The 17,700-nt window shown below is 56.2% G+C and carries 16 protein-coding genes and 1 pseudogene; 11 read left to right on the top strand and 6 right to left on the bottom strand.

What is annotated here, in order from left to right; genetic code table 11:
* Positions 1-121 precede the first annotated feature (121 nt).
* Complete coding sequence (locus LB523_RS28250) at positions 122-1,951, bottom strand: hypothetical protein (protein ID WP_224609263.1); 1,830 nt, start codon at positions 1,949-1,951, stop codon at positions 122-124.
* Positions 1,952-1,958: 7 nt separating this feature from the next.
* On the bottom strand, positions 1,959-3,218 hold the full coding sequence (locus LB523_RS28245; RefSeq protein WP_224609260.1) for a hypothetical protein: 1,260 nt from the start codon (positions 3,216-3,218) through the stop codon (positions 1,959-1,961).
* Between the two features lie 214 nt (positions 3,219-3,432).
* Here LB523_RS28245 and LB523_RS28240 point away from each other — a divergent pair.
* The 10 genes and pseudogenes from LB523_RS28240 to LB523_RS28200 all read left to right on the top strand — a co-directional run.
* A pseudogene (locus LB523_RS28240) lies at positions 3,433-3,729 on the top strand (acyl-homoserine-lactone synthase); the annotation flags it as partial.
* 82 nt (positions 3,730-3,811) lie between these two features.
* Positions 3,812-4,087: a hypothetical protein gene (locus LB523_RS28235; RefSeq protein ID WP_224609269.1), complete on the top strand. Its 276-nt coding sequence runs from the start codon at positions 3,812-3,814 to the stop codon at positions 4,085-4,087.
* Positions 4,088-4,193: 106 nt separating this feature from the next.
* On the top strand, positions 4,194-4,685 hold the full coding sequence (locus LB523_RS28230) for a hypothetical protein (protein ID WP_224609257.1): 492 nt from the start codon (positions 4,194-4,196) through the stop codon (positions 4,683-4,685).
* Positions 4,686-4,694: 9 nt separating this feature from the next.
* Positions 4,695-5,054 carry a hypothetical protein gene (locus tag LB523_RS28225; RefSeq protein ID WP_224609254.1) on the top strand — a complete coding sequence of 120 codons (360 nt, stop codon included), beginning with the start codon at positions 4,695-4,697 and terminating at the stop codon, positions 5,052-5,054.
* Positions 5,055-5,164: 110 nt separating this feature from the next.
* Positions 5,165-5,707 (top strand): hypothetical protein, encoded by a 543-nt coding sequence (locus LB523_RS28220; protein ID WP_224609251.1) that lies wholly within the window; start codon positions 5,165-5,167, stop codon positions 5,705-5,707.
* A gap of 51 nt (positions 5,708-5,758) precedes the next feature.
* A complete protein-coding gene (locus LB523_RS28215; protein WP_224609248.1) occupies positions 5,759-6,385 on the top strand; it encodes a glycoside hydrolase family 25 protein in 627 nt (208 codons plus the stop codon).
* Between the two features lie 761 nt (positions 6,386-7,146).
* Positions 7,147-7,749 (top strand): autoinducer binding domain-containing protein, encoded by a 603-nt coding sequence (locus LB523_RS28210; RefSeq protein ID WP_318012002.1) that lies wholly within the window; start codon positions 7,147-7,149, stop codon positions 7,747-7,749.
* On the top strand, positions 7,643-7,882 hold the full coding sequence (locus tag LB523_RS29420) for a helix-turn-helix transcriptional regulator (RefSeq protein WP_318012001.1): 240 nt from the start codon (positions 7,643-7,645) through the stop codon (positions 7,880-7,882). The genes LB523_RS28210 and LB523_RS29420 overlap by 107 nt, the downstream gene beginning before the upstream one ends.
* 320 nt (positions 7,883-8,202) lie before the next feature.
* Entirely contained in the window at positions 8,203-8,967 is a 765-nt protein-coding gene (locus tag LB523_RS28205) for an alkaline phosphatase family protein (protein WP_224609245.1), read from the top strand.
* Between the two features lie 390 nt (positions 8,968-9,357).
* On the top strand, positions 9,358-10,053 hold the full coding sequence (locus LB523_RS28200; protein ID WP_224609242.1) for a hypothetical protein: 696 nt from the start codon (positions 9,358-9,360) through the stop codon (positions 10,051-10,053).
* 1,663 nt (positions 10,054-11,716) lie between these two features.
* Here the strand turns inward: LB523_RS28200 and LB523_RS28195 are convergent.
* The 3 genes from LB523_RS28195 to LB523_RS28185 form a co-directional block, all read right to left on the bottom strand.
* Positions 11,717-12,262, bottom strand: a complete 546-nt coding sequence (locus LB523_RS28195) for a hypothetical protein (protein WP_224609239.1) — start codon at positions 12,260-12,262, stop codon at positions 11,717-11,719.
* Positions 12,263-12,458: 196 nt separating this feature from the next.
* On the bottom strand, positions 12,459-13,169 hold the full coding sequence (locus LB523_RS28190) for a hypothetical protein (protein ID WP_224609236.1): 711 nt from the start codon (positions 13,167-13,169) through the stop codon (positions 12,459-12,461).
* Positions 13,166-13,615, bottom strand: coding sequence for a hypothetical protein (locus LB523_RS28185; protein WP_128271805.1), 450 nt, complete (start codon positions 13,613-13,615; stop codon positions 13,166-13,168). Before LB523_RS28185 ends, LB523_RS28190 begins: the two co-directional genes overlap by 4 nt.
* 187 nt (positions 13,616-13,802) lie before the next feature.
* Here LB523_RS28185 and LB523_RS28180 point away from each other — a divergent pair, with 187 nt between their 5' ends.
* A complete protein-coding gene (locus tag LB523_RS28180) occupies positions 13,803-17,135 on the top strand; it encodes a hypothetical protein (protein WP_224609233.1) in 3,333 nt (1,110 codons plus the stop codon).
* Here LB523_RS28180 and LB523_RS28175 read toward each other — a convergent pair.
* A complete protein-coding gene (locus LB523_RS28175) occupies positions 17,047-17,580 on the bottom strand; it encodes a hypothetical protein (protein ID WP_224609230.1) in 534 nt (177 codons plus the stop codon). The two genes, LB523_RS28180 and LB523_RS28175, sit on opposite strands and share 89 nt — an antisense overlap.
* Between the last annotated feature and the right edge of the window lie 120 nt (positions 17,581-17,700).

The raw sequence follows: 17,700 nt of genomic DNA, 5'->3' as shown, positions 1-17,700 counted from the left end.
CCACCACCTCCACCACCGCCCCCAAACTGTGCCATCGATAATCCCGGGGTGAAAAAGAAAATGAGTGCAACAAAGCTGCCGATGGCAGGTGAACGCAAAATCCGCACGTTGATAGCTCCCGTCAGATTCGATTGAGGATTGCAATGTAAAGCGCAGCCTTGTTGATTTGCCCGTTGTAGTCATCGAACCGCTCGATGACTTTTAGGGCCGCCGACCATTGCCCAGCAGCCACGAGCAACTTGCCCCAGTTGAGGTCATCGGACTGGAGATCAACCTGCGTAGCAGCCGAGATAAAGTTGGCTATGTTGCTGGGGCTGTGCGTCTTGACCATCGACATGGCTATTTGCCAACACCAACGCGCTTTTAGGGACCGTGCGTAGTAGTTGTCGGCGAGCTCGGTGACTATCTTCACCGCCTCGTCCAAGTGCCCGGCCCGCAGTTGCGCGTCGATGAGTTGCGCCACGCTGGTATCACTTTCCGATAGTCCAGGGAGGTTTGCCTTGGCCATTGCGAAGTCACTCACCGCAAGCCCAATTTCGAACTTTGTACTGCGAATTTGTTCGGCCTGTCCCTCAGTCAGGTCGTGGGTTTTTGCCATGGCAAAAGCCGAATTTGCGTCCTCGTAGTTCGATCGAGACGTCAGCACAATTCCTATGTCAATGGCGAGTTGAGGGTCGCCTTTCGCCATCGATATTGCTGCTGCGGGCCCGTCCACTGCACCTCCAAGAGCGATGGAGCGGGTCGCTGCGGCATCGACATCAACTCCGTGTTCGCGGGCAAACTTGAGAGCTTTGTCAACCCCGTCTCGGGCGGCGACTGCTCCAAGTATCTTCGCCCATGTGTCCGGGTCCTTTGCGCCCCCAACTACTTCATCGGTGGCTTTTTCGATGAAACCTACTTCGGCGTAGGCGGATGCCAATTTCGTTCGTTCAGTATCAATGGGAGCTGCCGCTAGTGTCACCAATGCAGCGGCATCAGCGCCGCGGAGACGTTCGGCTGCCGCCAGTCGGACAAGCAGCGGCAGCACTGGGACCCAATCGATGGATACAATGACCCCGCGCGCGGCGTCGTCTTCCCCACGCGCTGCAAAAATGCTGATCATTGTGTACAGGCAAGTGGCCTCTTCGGCATCCCATTGATCGCTACTAAACCCGGCCTTCGCGGTTGCCTCCTTCGCTAACCCAGCCTGAGCAAGCGATAAGGCGGCTCGACAGTCTCTTCCGGTGCTCGAGGCCAAATCGCGTGCGCGCATCAACGCATCCCGGATGGCCTTAGCATCATCATTGGCTTTGGCCTTCGATTGCCCGATCAAAAGCAGCGTTTCGAGTTTCCGCGTGTCGCCCGCAACCATCGTGTTGTAGTCGATGCCGTCAACTTGCTCGAGTGCTGCTTTGGCACCTCGGCTTGTGAGGAGCCCGCGCGCTGCTGCGTCTTGTGCTTCAACGCTGTCTGCGGCGGCTTTTGCCGCTCTGTCGAGGTCGCCGTAAGATGCGAAATAATGTGCAAGCCAAATCTTGCGCGGCAACCAATTGTGCCCGACCGTGATCGCTTGAAGCGCTAAATCGAACTGACGGTTGCGAATGAGTGAAGCGAGTAGCGCCTGAGAGTCCTCGGCGCTGAGGTCATATAGACCGTTGGTGCCAAACGGCGGTGCGGGGTCAAAGATTTTGGCCGCCAAGCCCTGGACGAGCGCTTGTTCGACGGCGTGTCGGTCGATGCCGAGGGAAGGGTCAGCGCTTAATATTTGAAGAGCAATATCGGTCTCGGGGAACTCGATCACCGCATTCTGAAGATCTGACCACGCAGCGATGGTGGATGCGAGGGCCGTATCCGGCTTTGTCTTGGATGCAGCGAACTCGGTAATGGCGCGGTTCACCAATTCCTCTGGCTGCGTCGCAAGCGCCGGCGACGCGACTGCTATGAGAATACAAACAGTAGCACAGCGCAGCATCGAAGCCTCACTGTTCAAGTCGTTCCAGGTTGCTTGAAACGGCAGTGACCGTGACGGCAACCGGTGTGTCCTTGACGTCTTTGAGCTTGCCGATCAGCCCAGTCAAAACCTGGTCCACGTCTTCGCATCCGACATATCGTGCGGCTTCGACCTGAAAGTCGCCCAGCGCTTTGGCCGCATCGGGATGCGCACTAGCAAATGTCGGAGAGACCCAAAGCTGACTTACGTCCGCCAGAGCCTTCCTTAGCGCGGTTTGAGCCTGCCCGAAGTTGCGTTGTTCCCCTGGAGCGTTGGCTACGAGCGGCTTCGCAATTTCTGTTTGGAAGCCAGCTAACTCCTTGGTGGATTCTGCCACGGGCAAGTTTTCATCGCCGGCCAGCTTGTTCAACAGAACCAGGACCTTTGTTGCGGGAACGCCGAGATTATCGAAACCGCTGCAAGATGTTACGGCGAGGTGACTGATCTTGGCGCGCTCTTCGGGACCAACTTTCAATCCGACCAGGATCCGGTCCAGCAGTACCGCGTCCACGGCCGCTTGCCCGTCGATACCTTCGACTGCTTGCGATGTTAGTTCCTTTGGAAGCAGGTCCTTCCAGTTGCTGCCGGTCCGTACCAATATTCCATAGAGCGCCGCTACTACGAGTGCGAGACTAAACGCCGTCAGGCTTGCGCCGGCGGCCGTGTACGTCATGCCAATGCGCGCGTTGCCTTCTTTCGTGACCTGCTCAGCGGCGCTCTTAGCTTCTCTGGCTTTCGAGGCGAAACGAGCATTCGCGTCGGCAAGGATTTCAGCAGTCAATTTCTCTGCTGCAACTGCCGCGTCCAGGTCCGTCTGTGCTTGGGTGCGTTGCGCCGCCGCCTGCGTGGCTTCTTCCTGCTTTGCGGCCAGTTGGTCTGCCGGTGGTTGAGGCACGATCGCCTGGAGCGCAGCAAGTTCGGCTTCTGCAGCCACCTTCGTTTTGTCTGCATTGGCAAGAAATGCGGTCGCTGAGGCGGTTTTGCGGGCAGCGGCCTCTTGGGCAATTTTCGCCTCGTCCGCCGCTGCTAACGCCGACTCGAGGGCAGCTTCTGCATTCGTCTTGCGGGTGTCAGAGGCATTTGTGGTTGTCTGTGCCCACGGCAGGTAGAAGCTTCCGGCGACACCTAAGAGTCCGAAGAGTGACGTCAGCACGCCCGAAACCACCGGCGATTGGCTGAGCCCGACGAACAGGCCGATAACGACTCCTAGAGCCGCGATACCGATGAGGTAAACCAGCAGTCCCTTCATTGTTCTTGCCCCCTAATAGTATCGCATCAAGGCGGCGACAGCGGCTCACTCACAGGGATGACGACGTCATTCGCAATAGCCAAGAGAAGCCGGAGTTGGTCCCTGCAAGAGCATAAGAGTGTGCCCCTTGAACGCGTCAACTGTCCGATCGGACAGGTGACGTATTTTAGCATCGCTGCAATCATCCGGTTGGGAAAACATTGGGGGTTGCGCGATGATTTCGGCTCACGTCGTCAATGCGCTCAACAAGCATCTCTACGAAAACGAATTCGACGAATTTTTGCGCCGTCGTCATGACTTCTTTGTGCACCAGAAACGGTGGCGCCCTCCGAGCCCCGATGGTCGCGAATTAGATCAGTTCGATACCGACGCAGCGACCTATCTGCTTGGCATGGAAGAGGGCCGCGTCGTGACCTCGGCTCGACTTATTCCAACGAGCGAGCCGCACATGGTCTCAGAGGTTTTTCCTCATATGTGTGAGCGAACGGGCGTTCCGCGGCGTCCCGACTGGGCTGAATGGACGCGCACCTTCGTCGTTCCCGACAAACGCGACCGGGCTTCGAGGCACGCTAACGCAACTGTGCTGCGCGGTGATGGAATACGCCCTCGACGAGGGCCTGAGCGCCGTCGGCGGTGTCCAGGAAACCTACTTCATGCCCCACCACGGCGCGCTGAAATGGCACGCCGAGCCACTCGGCATGGCCAGGGAAGAAAACGGCGAGTGGTACATCGTCGCCTATATCGCGGTGAACGAGGCGGCGCTGGCGAGCGTGCGCAGGATACTGGGGATTGAGCAGTCACTGCTGGTGCGACGGGGGAGGCAGGTGGCGTTCATCAAACCAGTCGAGGCGCTAAGCAGAGTCGCCTAGCAGTCCCCGTTGACCGGCCCAATCCAAATTAGACATTGCTATGATGTACCAAGCTCGTTTGGCATCCCGACTAAGTTACAGACCGCCCCTAGCGACCGCTACTCGGTTGATCATTCTCATTGTCGCCCTGGCCTTTTCGGGCTGCTCGATCCAGCTTTCTCCGGCCTACGACCAAGCGACCTTTACCAGCATTTCTGACCTCAATGTGAAAACTGAGACGCTGTTTGCGTCACTTTCCCAAGGCGGCACAGCGGGTGATTTTGCAAAGTACAAGGCGACCTATGACCAACTCATTGGCGGCTTCACGGCCGCGCGCATAACCACGGCATCGCGCGATGTTCCAGCTCCCAGTCAAAGAGTTCTTACGATGGCGCACTTGAACGGAGTTTGCGGCAATGACGCGAGCAACTGCGTGAATCCTACGCCCCATCACCTGGATCAAGTGATCAACGTGTTGACCAAGATGCGAGACGTTCACCAAAGCGGTGGGCTGAAGGGCAACCTCGTGACTGGGTCAAACGGGATAGGCGGGTTCAAATACCAATACGAAACTGAAATGAGCCGAATCCTTGTATTCGAGTCTGCTTTGCAGCGATAGGAGGTTGTCTTGGCCGCTGTTATCGATGTCAACGCCACCGTGAAAGCTCTGATAGATGCTATTCAAAAACAAGCAAAACAAGGCTGGACAAAAATATCAACGCTAGTCACGCAGCAATCTAAGATGATGGCGCAACAGGCTGCCTGGATCGCCGAGAGTAGCATAGCAGGCACCCTCAAGGATGATCTTCGAGGCTGGTTTGCCGATCAGCTGGCCGACTCCGTTAGAAGTCTGGCCAGCGACGTCGCAGCTCTCACGATTCTCACGGCGGAAAAGGTGTGGAATGCCGCCGTCAAAGTGCTGTGGGGAGCAATCAACCAGGCACTCTCCGTTGCAAGCAAGGGTCTTCTGACACTGCCCGCACTTTAGCGCCTGGGTGCAAAGGCAACGTCTCACCTCATGGAGAGGGCCACGAGCAGATCATTAGCAACGCCAAGCGTGTCGACCAAATTGCTAGGGATTGATGGGGGGACAAGCACATGCCGATCGCGGGACTGGGATGGGAACTGCACATAGTTCGACAAATCGTTCAGCAAAGGCGGGGCAGGATACGCACCATCGGCACCTATCAAATCTTTCACGATGGCGCTGCCCAAGCGAACCTCAAAGGTACGTCGGTTGAGGCGAAGGGTCCCGGCGACAATGCCGTGGCGGGAAATGGTCGAAGGATTGAAGCTGGTAGATATCCTTTGGCTTCGCAGGCTGGTGCACACTATGTGACGATAGGCTATCTGATCAGCAATGATTGTGATCAGACACCCAAGCCTGGTCTGGAACTACGGCAGACGGGAAACCGTCGAGAAATACTCGTGCATCCCGGCCATGGATTTCTGGCGAGTATCGGCTGCATCAACCTGACCAGCGCTTTAGCCAGCGCCAATACCGACATTCCGTTCGTAGACAGCCGCGATCGAGTCATTGCGGCAATCCACGATCTTCAAACATTCGCAGGAAGTGCTTTCCCGCATCACAACGGACAGCCCATCAGCAACGCTTGGGTCGTGATCGACGGAGAGCCCTGAACCTATCTGTATTCTCGAAAAGTGCAGTCCAGGAGCAAGAGGGAGCGGGCAATGCCTATTTTCAACGGTGTCATCGACATTTCGCATCACAATGGCAATGTCAACCTGGTCAAGGCCCAAACAGACGGCATCGTTGGGGTCATCCAAAAAGCCACTCAGGGACAGACTGGCGTCGATCCAACCTACGCTAGGAACCGAGGACGTGCGGAGACAGCTAAGCTGCTATGGGGCGCCTACCACTTCGGCACAGGAAGCGATGGCGTGAGACAAGCCGAAAATTTTCTTAGCGTGGTTGGAGATCGGAAAGCCCTTCTCGTCCTCGATCTCGAACCAAACCCAACCGGTCCAAGCATGAGCCTGGAAGAGGCCCGCGCCTTCGTCACGCACGTGCACGACAAGACCGGACACTTCCCCGGTCTCTACTCCGGGCACTACATTAAGCAGTTGCTCGGCACCAGCACCGACCCCATTTTGGCGAAATGCTGGTTCTGGTTAGCGCAGTATGGGCCGACCCCCGTCGTGCCGCGCAATTGGGCTTCTTGGACAATGTGGCAGTATACCGATGGCGCCTTTGGGCCGGATCCCAAGTCCGTTCTTGGCATTGGTCGCTGTGACCGGGATATGTTCAGCGGAGATCAAGCTGACCTGACCGCGTTCTGGGCTTCCCAGACTTCATGACCGTTCCGATTGCCCTTTGAGGGTTTGCATGCCTTTCAGTTTGATGACGGAGTCGCAAGGGTCCGCCAAGGCGAAGGCCGTTGAGCGAGACGGCAGGATGCATATCCTCAGTGGGGATAGAGGCACGATCCTAGTATCCCCATGGAGTGCGGGGTGGAGGCCGTGAATATAGTTGCACCTGCTTACGCATAGAAGCACGTACAACTACCGCCCAAAAGGAGACGACTCCTACTCTAAATTTATATTGCGGGATGCTGTCCGCCCCCCTTCGTTTGCGTCTGGCGGGAGCACTACGTGTCAACCGTGATGACAAGCGAGAGCTTCGTCAGCGCCAACTCTTTAAGCATGCGGAATAGGCCGCCGTTCGCGAATGACAGGGGATAGCCTATGCACAGGGCATGCGATCGCCAGCAAAACTCCAGGACAATCTAAGCCGCCGGTTACCTCGGTATCCCGTCTCAACCGGCAAATATGTATACCCGACAGTACGAGACCTGTTTCTGTTCGAGCGACTCCTCTGGCATGGGCCGCTGCCGTCATCCTACTTACTCGAGTATTCCCGCCAGTTTGGTCATAAGAGTGTGTGCAGCGCTCGGGACAGACTGACCGACCTTTTTCATCTACTTCGCTTCAATGGGTGGGTCGCAAACAGGGTGGCCGACCCAATTCCCGCATATCCAAAGTGGACAAAAAAGAGCACCACGCTTCTGGCAAAATGCCCCCCCATTTTATAATATGTTGCTAAACTAGCATCTGCTTGCATGTCGCTGTGGGCCTTCGGCTTGATCGATTCAGATGTATTCGACTTTGTTGAACGCTGCCGGAAGCATACGGCAACGGGGCCGCTCTTGAGCGACCTCCTCGAAACAGTGCGTAACCTCGGCTTTGAGCACCTAATCTTGAGCGGTGTGCCGCTCGGCGGGCAAAAGCTCGCACCAATGGTCGAATTGAACGGTTGGCCGGCAGGCTGGTTTGATCGCTATGTTGAAGCGGAACATGCGGCTGTAGACGGCGTTTGCATCTATTCAGCGAAGACTTTGAAGCCGTTTGTCTGGGCCGATGTCCCGGCTAAATGGTCCGCGACCGAAGGCTCGCGCCGTGTTGCCGGAGAAGCGACTGAATTCGGGATCTGCAGTGGTTTTGCCGTGCCCATGCTCAGCGTACATCATTGGCAGTCGGTTCTATCGTTCGCCTCCTCGCAAAAGACCTGCGCCACGCCAGCAAGTCCAACTGGTCACCATGGCAGTGTACGCTGGCATGTCAATTCAGGCCCTGTCAGACGGTGGCGACGAAACGGACGGTGTCCTGACCGACCGCGAAAAGGAGGTGCTTCTGTGGGCCGCCGCAGGCAAGACCTCATCTGAAACGTCTCAGATTGTCGGCCTTACAGAGCGAACCGTCAAATGGCACACCATGCGGGCACGCGAAGCTTTTGGGGTTGCCACGACCACTCAGGCGGTCGTTGAAGCAGTCCGCAAGCGTTTGATCCATCCTTAGACGCGTCAACTGTCCGATCGGACAGGCGACGTATTATGGCAACACCGTATATCGACGGGACGAAGCGAGTGCCTTCTCCGTCTCACCTGCCCAGGCAGCATCCGTGCGCGTGGGAGCATCGGCCCCGGTAGCTTACCACAGGTTTGAATCCTTCTATGGCAGTGCCGACCAATCGCGACGTTTTTTTCGGAGCCCATGTGTTCGCACATGATGGCAGCCCTACGTCCGCTTGGAGTCGTGGCGCGCTTTGCTCGCGGGTTGTAGCATGGAGAAGAGAAGAATGTGTCAGCCACGTCGCAAGTCTTCTGGAAAGACTGGTTTTGGCGGTCGGTATCCTCTTGGGTCAGGGCACTGTCGCGTGGGCCGTCGAGCCGCCGAAGTACGACCATATTGTGGTCGTCGTCATGGAGAACCATTCCTTCGATCAGATCGTGCGGCCCGGCGCAGCTTTGTATCTACAGAAGCTGGCGAAAAACGGCGCCTTATTCGCCAATTCGCATGGGGTCGCTCATCCCAGCCAGCCCAACTACCTGGCGCTGTTCAGTGGCTCGACGCATGGGATACGTGACGATGGGTTACACGAGGTTGCCGCACCCAACCTCGCCACCCGCCTTCGTCCTGCCGGCAAGGCGTTCTCGGGCTATGCCGAGGCGGGATCGCCTCGCAAGCACAGTCCATGGGAATCCTTCGCAGAGGCCAAGGCGACTGGAAAATCAATGAACGAATTTCCGCGTGACTTTGCGCGGTTGTCGGCGGTGAGCTTCGTCATTCCCAACCTAGCCAACGACATGCATGACGGCACCATAGCGCAGGCCGATACATGGTTGGAGGCTCATCTGGGCAAGTATGCCAACTGGGCGCGTAGTCACAACAGTCTTTTGATTGTTACGTTTGACGAGGACGATTACCGCCTCGGAAATCGCATATTCACTGTGTTGTACGGCGCCGGTATCAAACCTGGTCGCTATGTCGAGAGGATCGACCACTACACCGTCCTGCGAACCATCGAGGATATCGAAGGGACAGCGCCGCTAGGCGCCACGGTTGTCAGAAAAGCGATCGGTAGTGCCTGGAAAGGGCGGTAGAATTTTGGGCTGTTGGAGGAGCAGTAAGCCTCGTCACCAGTCCCACTGGTGCAGCCACTTCGTGCGATCCTCGTCTCTTGTTGGGAGACAGCCATGCGCAAGGTCAGGAACGTCATCTACTGCATCCACAAAGAAACCCAACAGATCACACAGAGGCCACGAGGCATCCTCGCCCTGGAAGGCGGGTGGCAGTTCAGAACGAGCTCGAGGCGAGTCGCTTGGTGGGCCGCCGGGATGTTTCGCCTCTTGAGATCATCGTGATCCCAGCCCAGGACGATCGGCCCGACCATCCAGCACTGTTAGCGTTGAGGGCAAAGTTGCGTCATGTTGGCGCCAGTGTCCTGAAGCCAAATCCTGATGCTAATTAAGGCGACAACGGAGGATAGTAAAATGCGTGGCTGTTACAGCATACTTCGGTTGCGCTCGGTGTGGACAGGTCTAATTGCGTCAGCAATTTTTATTCAGACTTGGTGCCCGGCTGAAGCCGCGGGAAAAACATTTGACAGCTATGCCACATTCGCGCAGTCAAACGCCCCCCAAGAAATACTGTGGAAGGTCCTTGCCCGTAACGGCAAATCGAAAAATTACACGCAAGTTTTTGCCTTAGATGGCGGCACAGTTGGCGTCGCCAATTTCGCGGTGGGTGGCTTGGCTAATCTCTACAACCTCATGGACACGCAGAAATACTTCGGGCGATCGCGAGAGGAGATGATCGACAACTACTCCGGCAAATGCAGACCGGGCAAGCACAAGGGGAACGATACCGGATGGGGATGCTATTCCCAAAAATGGTGGCGGGAGGGCATGGTCCAGTTCGTTAATAGCCCCGAGTCTCACGACATTCAGATCCGGGCATGGCTCGCGCAGATGCGGCCCACAGTTGAATTGGCCTTGCAACATGGCTGGAACGACAGCAGAAGCCTCGCGATTGCCACGGGGGTTGCGAATTCCGTCGGTGGCGGTGGCTTCAGCGAACTCGCCAAGAAATATGGCTGGCGAGCCGAGGAGGTTTTGTCAGGCTACGTGGGAAAGAACGATCATCGAAAAAGGCGCCGTGATGCAATCAACGCCGCGTTTCCTCCGTGAGAGGAGTTTGGCAATGGCAAAAATGTCGCGAGCGGACTCTGGACGTCAAGGGTGGCCTGCCAAACCTTGCGTGAGCGAATATTGTTCCCCTGAAGGGCACCCAAATCACTCTATCAGACGAAGCTAGCAGCGTTTCATTATGCAATGGTCAGTGGCCAAAATAATCCGATGAGTGACTAGACCGACGCTGACGTCAGGAATAATAGCTGAGTTTACGCAGGTTTGGCTGCAATGCTATGGAGAGTCTTTAACTAAGGAAGCGGCGGCGGATATTTTGACGAGGCTTGTGACGCTGTATGGCGAGCTCCTGTGATCAGCAAGGTCGAGGGTCTTTAGATTCCCCATAATCTTTTGCCGTAGCGGTTCTTCGCCCCAAGCGTGCGGTTGACGTTATCTTGCCCAGGATGGCATATAACTTTTTTGTACTTTTAGCGGTAATGCAGGAGACTCATATGTCCGTATACCTTGTGACTTGGGACCTTAATAAGGAAAAGCCGAACTACGCAACGGCGCGAAGCGCATTCATCACTCATCTGCAGCGGTATCAACACATAAAAGATCCTGGGCTCGACTCGGTTTGGTTTATTGAATCAAACACAACCGCTGACCAAATAGACACTGATCTCCGCAAGAAGCTCGACGACAACGATAGAATCATTGTTACGAAACTGATCTCTGGCGGTCATCAGGGGTGGCTTTCGCAAGCAGTATGGAATTGGATTAACGCTCGCCTCTAGGCAAAGTTCTTAGACATCGATCAAAAAGTGGTGACCTTATGGCTTAAGGTGCCGAGCTCCACCGGCGCATCGCCAACCTCTACCGCAAGCGGGTGGAGCGGCCCACGCAAGCGTTCGCCGACCATGACGACGGCCGTCGCGCCGCCGAAGCATTGCGCTCGTTGATCGGCGAGATAGTGCTTACGCCCGGGGACAAGCGGGGCGAGGTGCATGCCGAGTTACGCGGCGAGCTGTTCGGCATCCTCGCATTTGCCAATCCTGAAGAAAATCAAAGATTTGACGATGTTATGACAAAAGGGGGGGGCGGGTCCCCGCAACCAATTCTATCATAAATCAATAACCGTCCCGGTCTGACCGGGGCGGTTTTTTGCGTTTTGGAGGCCAGGAGCGTCTCGGTGAGGGCAGCACTCCACACTGGGAACGTGTTGCACATCTCAAATGGCGCCGAGCGCCGCGCTGATAGCTGCCGTTCTGCAGCCGACCTCAAGTCGGGCTCAGAGCTGCCATTCGACGATCGACCTCGTGCTGGCCGTACCGCATCGGAAGAGTGACGACTGTCATCACCAGCAGCGCAACCATTAGCTAGACGTGGGATATGTCCATGCTGCCCGGACCATCATGATGGTCATGGTGATCATCCTGGGTTGCCTTGGGGGTGGATGGGGTACTATGTATGAGGCTCCTCTAGGGGGCGTGTACCGAGGCATGGTACGGGTCTGTTGACCAAGAGAGAGTGCGTTGCCTTGACCTGTAACCCTCCTTGCCCTATGTTCTGGTCATCGGTGCAGATCGACTGAGGTCCTTACGGACTGATAGTACCGAGGTCATCAGGGGTCACCCTGATCACTTGCTTATGGCTGTGGGCCTTCGGGTTTGACATTGTCGAGGATATCTATGGGGGACCGGAGACGGTCCCCCACCTCATTTCAGAAGTAGCGTATCTGGTGCTTGGTCATATGTGCGACCATGCCGAAAGGGCATGACCGTACGGTCTGGACCATGTTCGTCCTGACGTAGGCGCTCTCGACGTGCATGTCGAGGAAGTGGAGGTTGGGGTCGTCCGGCTGCCCTGCCGAGTTCTTGACCCTGAAGAAAGCGCAGTACCTTTGCTGTCCACCTCCCTCAGGTGGTAGGTAGAGTTGGAAGGTGGTCCAGTTCTTGTCGTGGGTGAGCGCGACCTTCGAGGTGGGCTTCTCGAAGAGGGTGCCCATCATCCCCACCAGCCTCTCGGTTTGGCCGTACCTCTCCGGACAATACACCCGGAGCTTGGGCGTCGTCTCTACTACGTAGGCATCGTCAGCCTGGTCCTCGCCTTCGTCGAGTTCCCTGGAATAGCAATGGTTTGAATACCGGAGCCACACCCGGTAGGTCTGGTTCCCGTTCGGGGTAGTCCAGTTGAAATCGGCGCTCGTCTGACCGAGGTGGCTCAGGTCGATCAGCGTGCCGTTGTAGTGAAAATTCTCGTGCTGCATTCGTCGGGCTTGCTTGGGAGGCGGGATTTGGGATTCTTGCTTGCTATATAACGACTTCGCGCCCGGGATGCGTCGGATTCCTGGCGAAAGATGACAGGAAAGGAAAGTTCCCGCGCGGCGAAGCGGTCATCAGCGTTGCGTCGGATGACCGCACAACGTCAGACTTCGGATCCGCCCGCCTTCAGACGGGTTTCTATTACAGGATGGTCTGGACCATCACGAAAGGCGACTTCGAGGCCTCGCCTCGTCTCATCTGCGAGAGGTACATATCGAAGTTGTGGACGACGCAAACCCTGAACTTCCGTTTCGCAAACCCCTTTAGCGCCTTGCTTGAGGTCGCGGTCAAATACCCTAGCGTGATCAGAGAAGGCGGAAAGTGGTTGTCGGCAGGCGGGCCGTGCTTCAGCCTTGTGAGCTTCGAAGGCGTAATTTCGTGTACAATTCCGATGAACTGAGCGAGTAGCATCGGGTACACGACCAGCTTTTTCACTTCAGCGAACGTCGCCAGCGCCTTGTTGTCCAGCGCCACCCATTTCTGCTTTGGTTTGGCCTTTGGCACCTTGTCGTCGCCTACAACGACAGCCACGTCGACGACATAGACTGCATCGTCTTTATGGCCACCCATCACCGACAGGTTCGAATGTATCTCGTAAAGCTCGTCACCTTTAACACACTTAAACCACGAGAAATTGTATGGGTACCCGCGAGACGACAGCTTGGCTACGAAGAGGCCATTGATCGCGTTCTCCACCGTGACGGTGTACCCAGCTAGCCGATAGTGTTCGGTCGCCATAGTAAGGGCGCCAAGCTCTAGAAGTGCAGTCTCCCTAACCGCCAAGTGCTCGAATTGAACGGAGTGCTTGTTGATGAAGGCTTTAAGCTCTTTCTCAATTTCGGCGACGTTCAACCTTCCCTCGCAAACATCTTTGCGGCCACATCACTCAGACTGCTGCTTTCCGCAACGAGTTGTTCGATGTCGAGCTTAACTATCAACTTATAGAGTTCCTGACGAAGGTCTCTCCCTTCCGCGACTGCCGAGGACTCTTGGCTGATTTCGTCGCGCCCAATGCGGAAGCCTCGTGTTTGAGGCGGGCCTTCCGACCCCGGAGGTGTTCGCGTTGCCACGCTGATGCAGTCGTTCATGATCCAGAACTGGCTGTTTACAGTGGACCAGATCCTGCGGATGGCAACGATGAGGAGGAATTGGTCCAGCCTGTCGCCGCTAATTTCGACGCGGGCGTCCCTCGCGATGTCAGGAACGACGGCGGCAACGGCGTCAACATAGCCGTTCACACCTTCTCTCAAAGAGTAGGGCAGTCGCTCCGTGATGTTCTGGATTTGTCGGCTGGTCATCGGTTACCCGCAGTGTGTGATCACTTACAAGCCCGTTCCATCGTCACGTCAAGCTTGAGCACGCCGCCCCTGGTCACCGCACTGCCGCCGTCGCCCACAGACGGCCTGCGCCAGCGCGGAGATATCTTGCCGCAAACCTCAACCAATTCTCCTTAGCTCGGCCATCCGACTCGGATAAACTTAGTGGATGGATTCAGATTCGAACGAAACAGTAGTTCGGCAGCTTTCCGAGGGTGCGCCTTCCAACTACATGCGCGCACGACATCCAGACCTGTTCTCCGACACAACCGTCTCGGCGGTCCATAGCGTGTCAAAAGAGGTGCTCTCATACCACCTTGAAACTCTCACCAATCAAAAAGACGAGGCCACGTTCGAGGAGTTTGCTCGCCGGCTCTGTGAGAAGTTCATTTCTCCTAACCTGCGACCCCAAACGGGGCCTGTGGGTGGGGGCGACGGCAAGACCGATTCGGAAACATACCCGGTCTCTTCTGCGATTTCTGAGCGATGGTTCATTCCTGATCGAGCGGGGGCGGATCAGCGCTGGGCATTCGCATTCAGCGCAGCGGCAGACTGGAAGAAAAAAATCCGCAAAGACGTGAAGAGCATTGCGGAGACCGGGCGTGGCTATCCCCGGATCTACTTCGTCACAAATCAATTTGTGCCGTCCAAGGACAGCGCGTCGATGCAAGACGCGCTTGAGGAGAGATACGGAATTCCCGTAACTATCCTCGATAAAACCTGGATTCTAAACAAGGTCTTCGAAGGGCACAGTCTTGATATCGTCGTTGAGACGCTGGGCGTCGGGCGTGAAAAAACGGAAGAGGCCAATCGCGTCGGCCCGCGGGATTCCCAACGAATTGCGGAGCTAGAAGAACTCGAAGCCCGGATTGGAGACGGCTCAAAATATAACGGAAATCTTTCCAACCTAGTCGATGACTGTATTCGTGCAGGGGTCCTTTCGCGTGGACTGGAGCGTCCCCGATATGAGGTCGAGGGAAAACTAGACCGGGCGCTTCGCCTCGCGCGCAAACACGGCAGCGCCAAGCAGCAACTGGCCGCAGTCTACAATTGGGCCTGGACCGCCTTCTTCTGGTTCGACGATCCGACAAAAACCTCAGAACTCTACGCTGAGGTGGAGACATTGGCCCTGTCCTCGGACGACTCCGATGACTTGGAGCGTCTGACCAATATTCTACCGCTGCTCCATTTCTCCGTCACTCAGCAACTGCTGACACCCGATACCGCTCAACTCGATCAACGTTTGGTCCGCGCCCGAGCGGCGCTGGCACGCGTGATTAATCTGGAGGCCCGTCCGAACAACTCGCTGCACGCGCGCTCTCTGGCTCTCATGCTTGAGATTGTCGAGGCTGGCAAAAAGGGACCAGACGCCCTCATCGATATCTGGAAGCGATTCAAGCTTGTATTGAAGGATGCCGATGGCCTGGGTGCCTTCCCCTTCGAAAGCATTGCCGACGGGCTAACCGAACTCGGCAAACACATACCCGAAAGCCCGGAATTCGATGAGCTTTACGAGCAAGTTACGAACTTGCTTGCCAGCCGCCGAAGCGAGGGGGAGGCCGGCAAGAGGAACAGCCAACGAGCCTTCCAGAAACTTGAAAAAGGCCTGCATTTCGATGCCATTCGGTGGTTTGGCCGTGCGGTCGGGTTACTTGTTAAGGAAGAATATCGCGACGAACTTTCTGAAGTACTTTTCGGTTCAAGCCTCGCCTTCGAGGAAGCCGGCCTTTACTGGGCCGCCCGAAATTACGCGTTTGCGGCCGTGTCTCAAGATCTCGCGGAGTTTACACGGACTGGCAACATCTCTGTCGTCAATCCCACGCACCTAAAGCGACTGTTTCACATGGAATGCAGACTGGGGCGGACTTTGTATGCCATTCAGTCTCACGAGCTCGCTATGCTTGTACGGGGAGCGCAGGCTCATGATGAGAAATCGCGCCAACGTTATGAAGAGGCGCGTCTATTCGATTCCCGGATGTTTGGCGGACTACTACTCAGATTGGTCGACTCAGATTTAGCGGAAATCCGCTCCCTGCCCGATGCTCTCGAGCGCCTGGCTATGCCGGAGGCGCGGCTGATTGCTCTTTTCCGGCTGGGCCAAGATCAAGTCGCCAGGGAGGAAGGCTGGTGGCCCGATACAGAAAGCGCCGCCAACATAGAGGACACTTTCAATCGCTGGTACGCCTATTTCGGCAACGACTTTTTCGTCAGGAACATCTCACTTTATTCCGGCGCAACGGTTGAGCTGACCAGCGCTGTCGTAGGATGCCAGATCATCATCGAGGCCGCAAACAACCTTGTGTCACTGGCGGTTGCAGAGGCATTGCTCGGCGGAATTGAAGCACTGCTCGCCACGAGCCTGGAGCATAGACTACTACCTCATCTGGAGAGAATCCGATTCCGTGTTGATCCAGTCACGACGAGTGGTAATGCTCCGATCCTGACATTCGAAGACCGCATGGGGATTCCGGTTGGAGTCATTCAACATCCGGCGCATTTCGAGCTGACAACGAAGGCGGACGTTCTCGCCTTCGTTGAATGGCTGAAAACAGCTGCCGTTGAGGTCATCATTAGAATAGCGATTCCGGATGACGTAGAGGGATGGAGCAAACAGGTCTTCGCCGAAGAAAACGCGCTTGATCGGGCGCTTACATTCTCAAATATCCCTTTGATCACGGGCAGTTTCTTCGGTGACGTGGATCATTTGTCTCTTGAATGCTGGGTAGCGTCGACCGACCGATCATACGATGCGATACGCGCGGAACCTTGGGTGCCGTCGGAAATTATCGACCCGGAATCCGGTGTCTCCGTTTCGGAAGAACCGATGGACGGCTTTCCGTTCGATACCAAGCGCATGAAGCACACGGACATGAAGATCGTTTCGCCGATCGTTGTGTCGAAATGGAACGATGCACGTTGGCGTGCAACGCTCTTCATGTATTCGCCAGATAAGGACGCGCCGCCTCCCGTGCTCGGCATCGCATTCGAGAACGCGGAGGCCGGGAAAGCTATATTCGATGGCTTCCGGGAGCGCTTTGGCGAGCACGATCCCGACAATGACCTGCGTATCGCTGTCATACGCGGCGTTTCGTCCAAGAACCCGTTCGCCTATGCCGTGGTTGTGGGACCGAATGTCGAAAAGAATCTTCCAGAGAGCGACAAGCTTGTGGGCTTCGTGTCGCGCCTAAACGTCATGCAGCCAAAGAATGACATTCATCTCCGGAACTTCATTCGGCAATTGAAGCGCGACGGACGCTTTCTTCTGGCGCCCGCACACTTGCCCTCACTAGATGCGGAACCCAAGCCCATGCTGGGGCTGGGAATCGGAAAATATGACCTTGAGATAAAGGAAGCTTGGCAGATCGGAGCAAGTGATCCCGATGCCGTCGTTCTTGATCTCGACGATCCGCCGATCATCCCTCCTGACCAACCTGACGCGCCGGTAATCGAGACGTTGCGGAAAAAGGCTGAGCAGCAGAAAGGCCGAGATAGAAAGGCTTAGACCTTCGGTCAGTTCCAAGAGCAGGAGAATTGGGTGGTTGCCCCGGACGACTTTCCACCGATGCGACGTATCTTCCCGTTTCTGCCGACCAGTTGAAAAACACCGCCGTATCAGGAGTGATGTCATCGCCGAACGCACCATCCGGAATTTGCAGCGGTATCCGCCACAAGGAGGTTAGTTTTCGTCGTCCGAGGAGCTTTGCTACCAGTTCGATTGAGTAGATTCCGGGCTGAAACACAAACAGCTCGTCAGCATCGAGCGGATTGAAATGGTGGTTCGTGGCAATGCCCGTTTCCGGAACGAACAGACCGCTCCCCCTCACAAGGTCCTTGTCGCCCATACCCCAGAACGAAAACTCAGTCTGCTGCTCGCCATGATGCACGCGCAGGAAAAGGCTCTCCGCAACACGGCCACGCTTGCCGGTACTGAAGAGCAGCGCCCGCAAAAAATCTTCGCCTGCGGAACCGCCTTGCTCACGAAGTCGTATCGAACGGCGACAAATACCGGATGCGTGCTCCGGATCGTTCCCCGGCGCAGAACCGTGAACCATAGGGTAAAGAGTGAC

Origin of the sequence: Mesorhizobium sp. ESP-6-4, assembly GCF_020164735.1 — a bacterium.
GTDB lineage: Bacteria > Pseudomonadota > Alphaproteobacteria > Rhizobiales > Rhizobiaceae > Mesorhizobium.
This window is presented reverse-complemented; position numbering and strand designations above follow the sequence as displayed.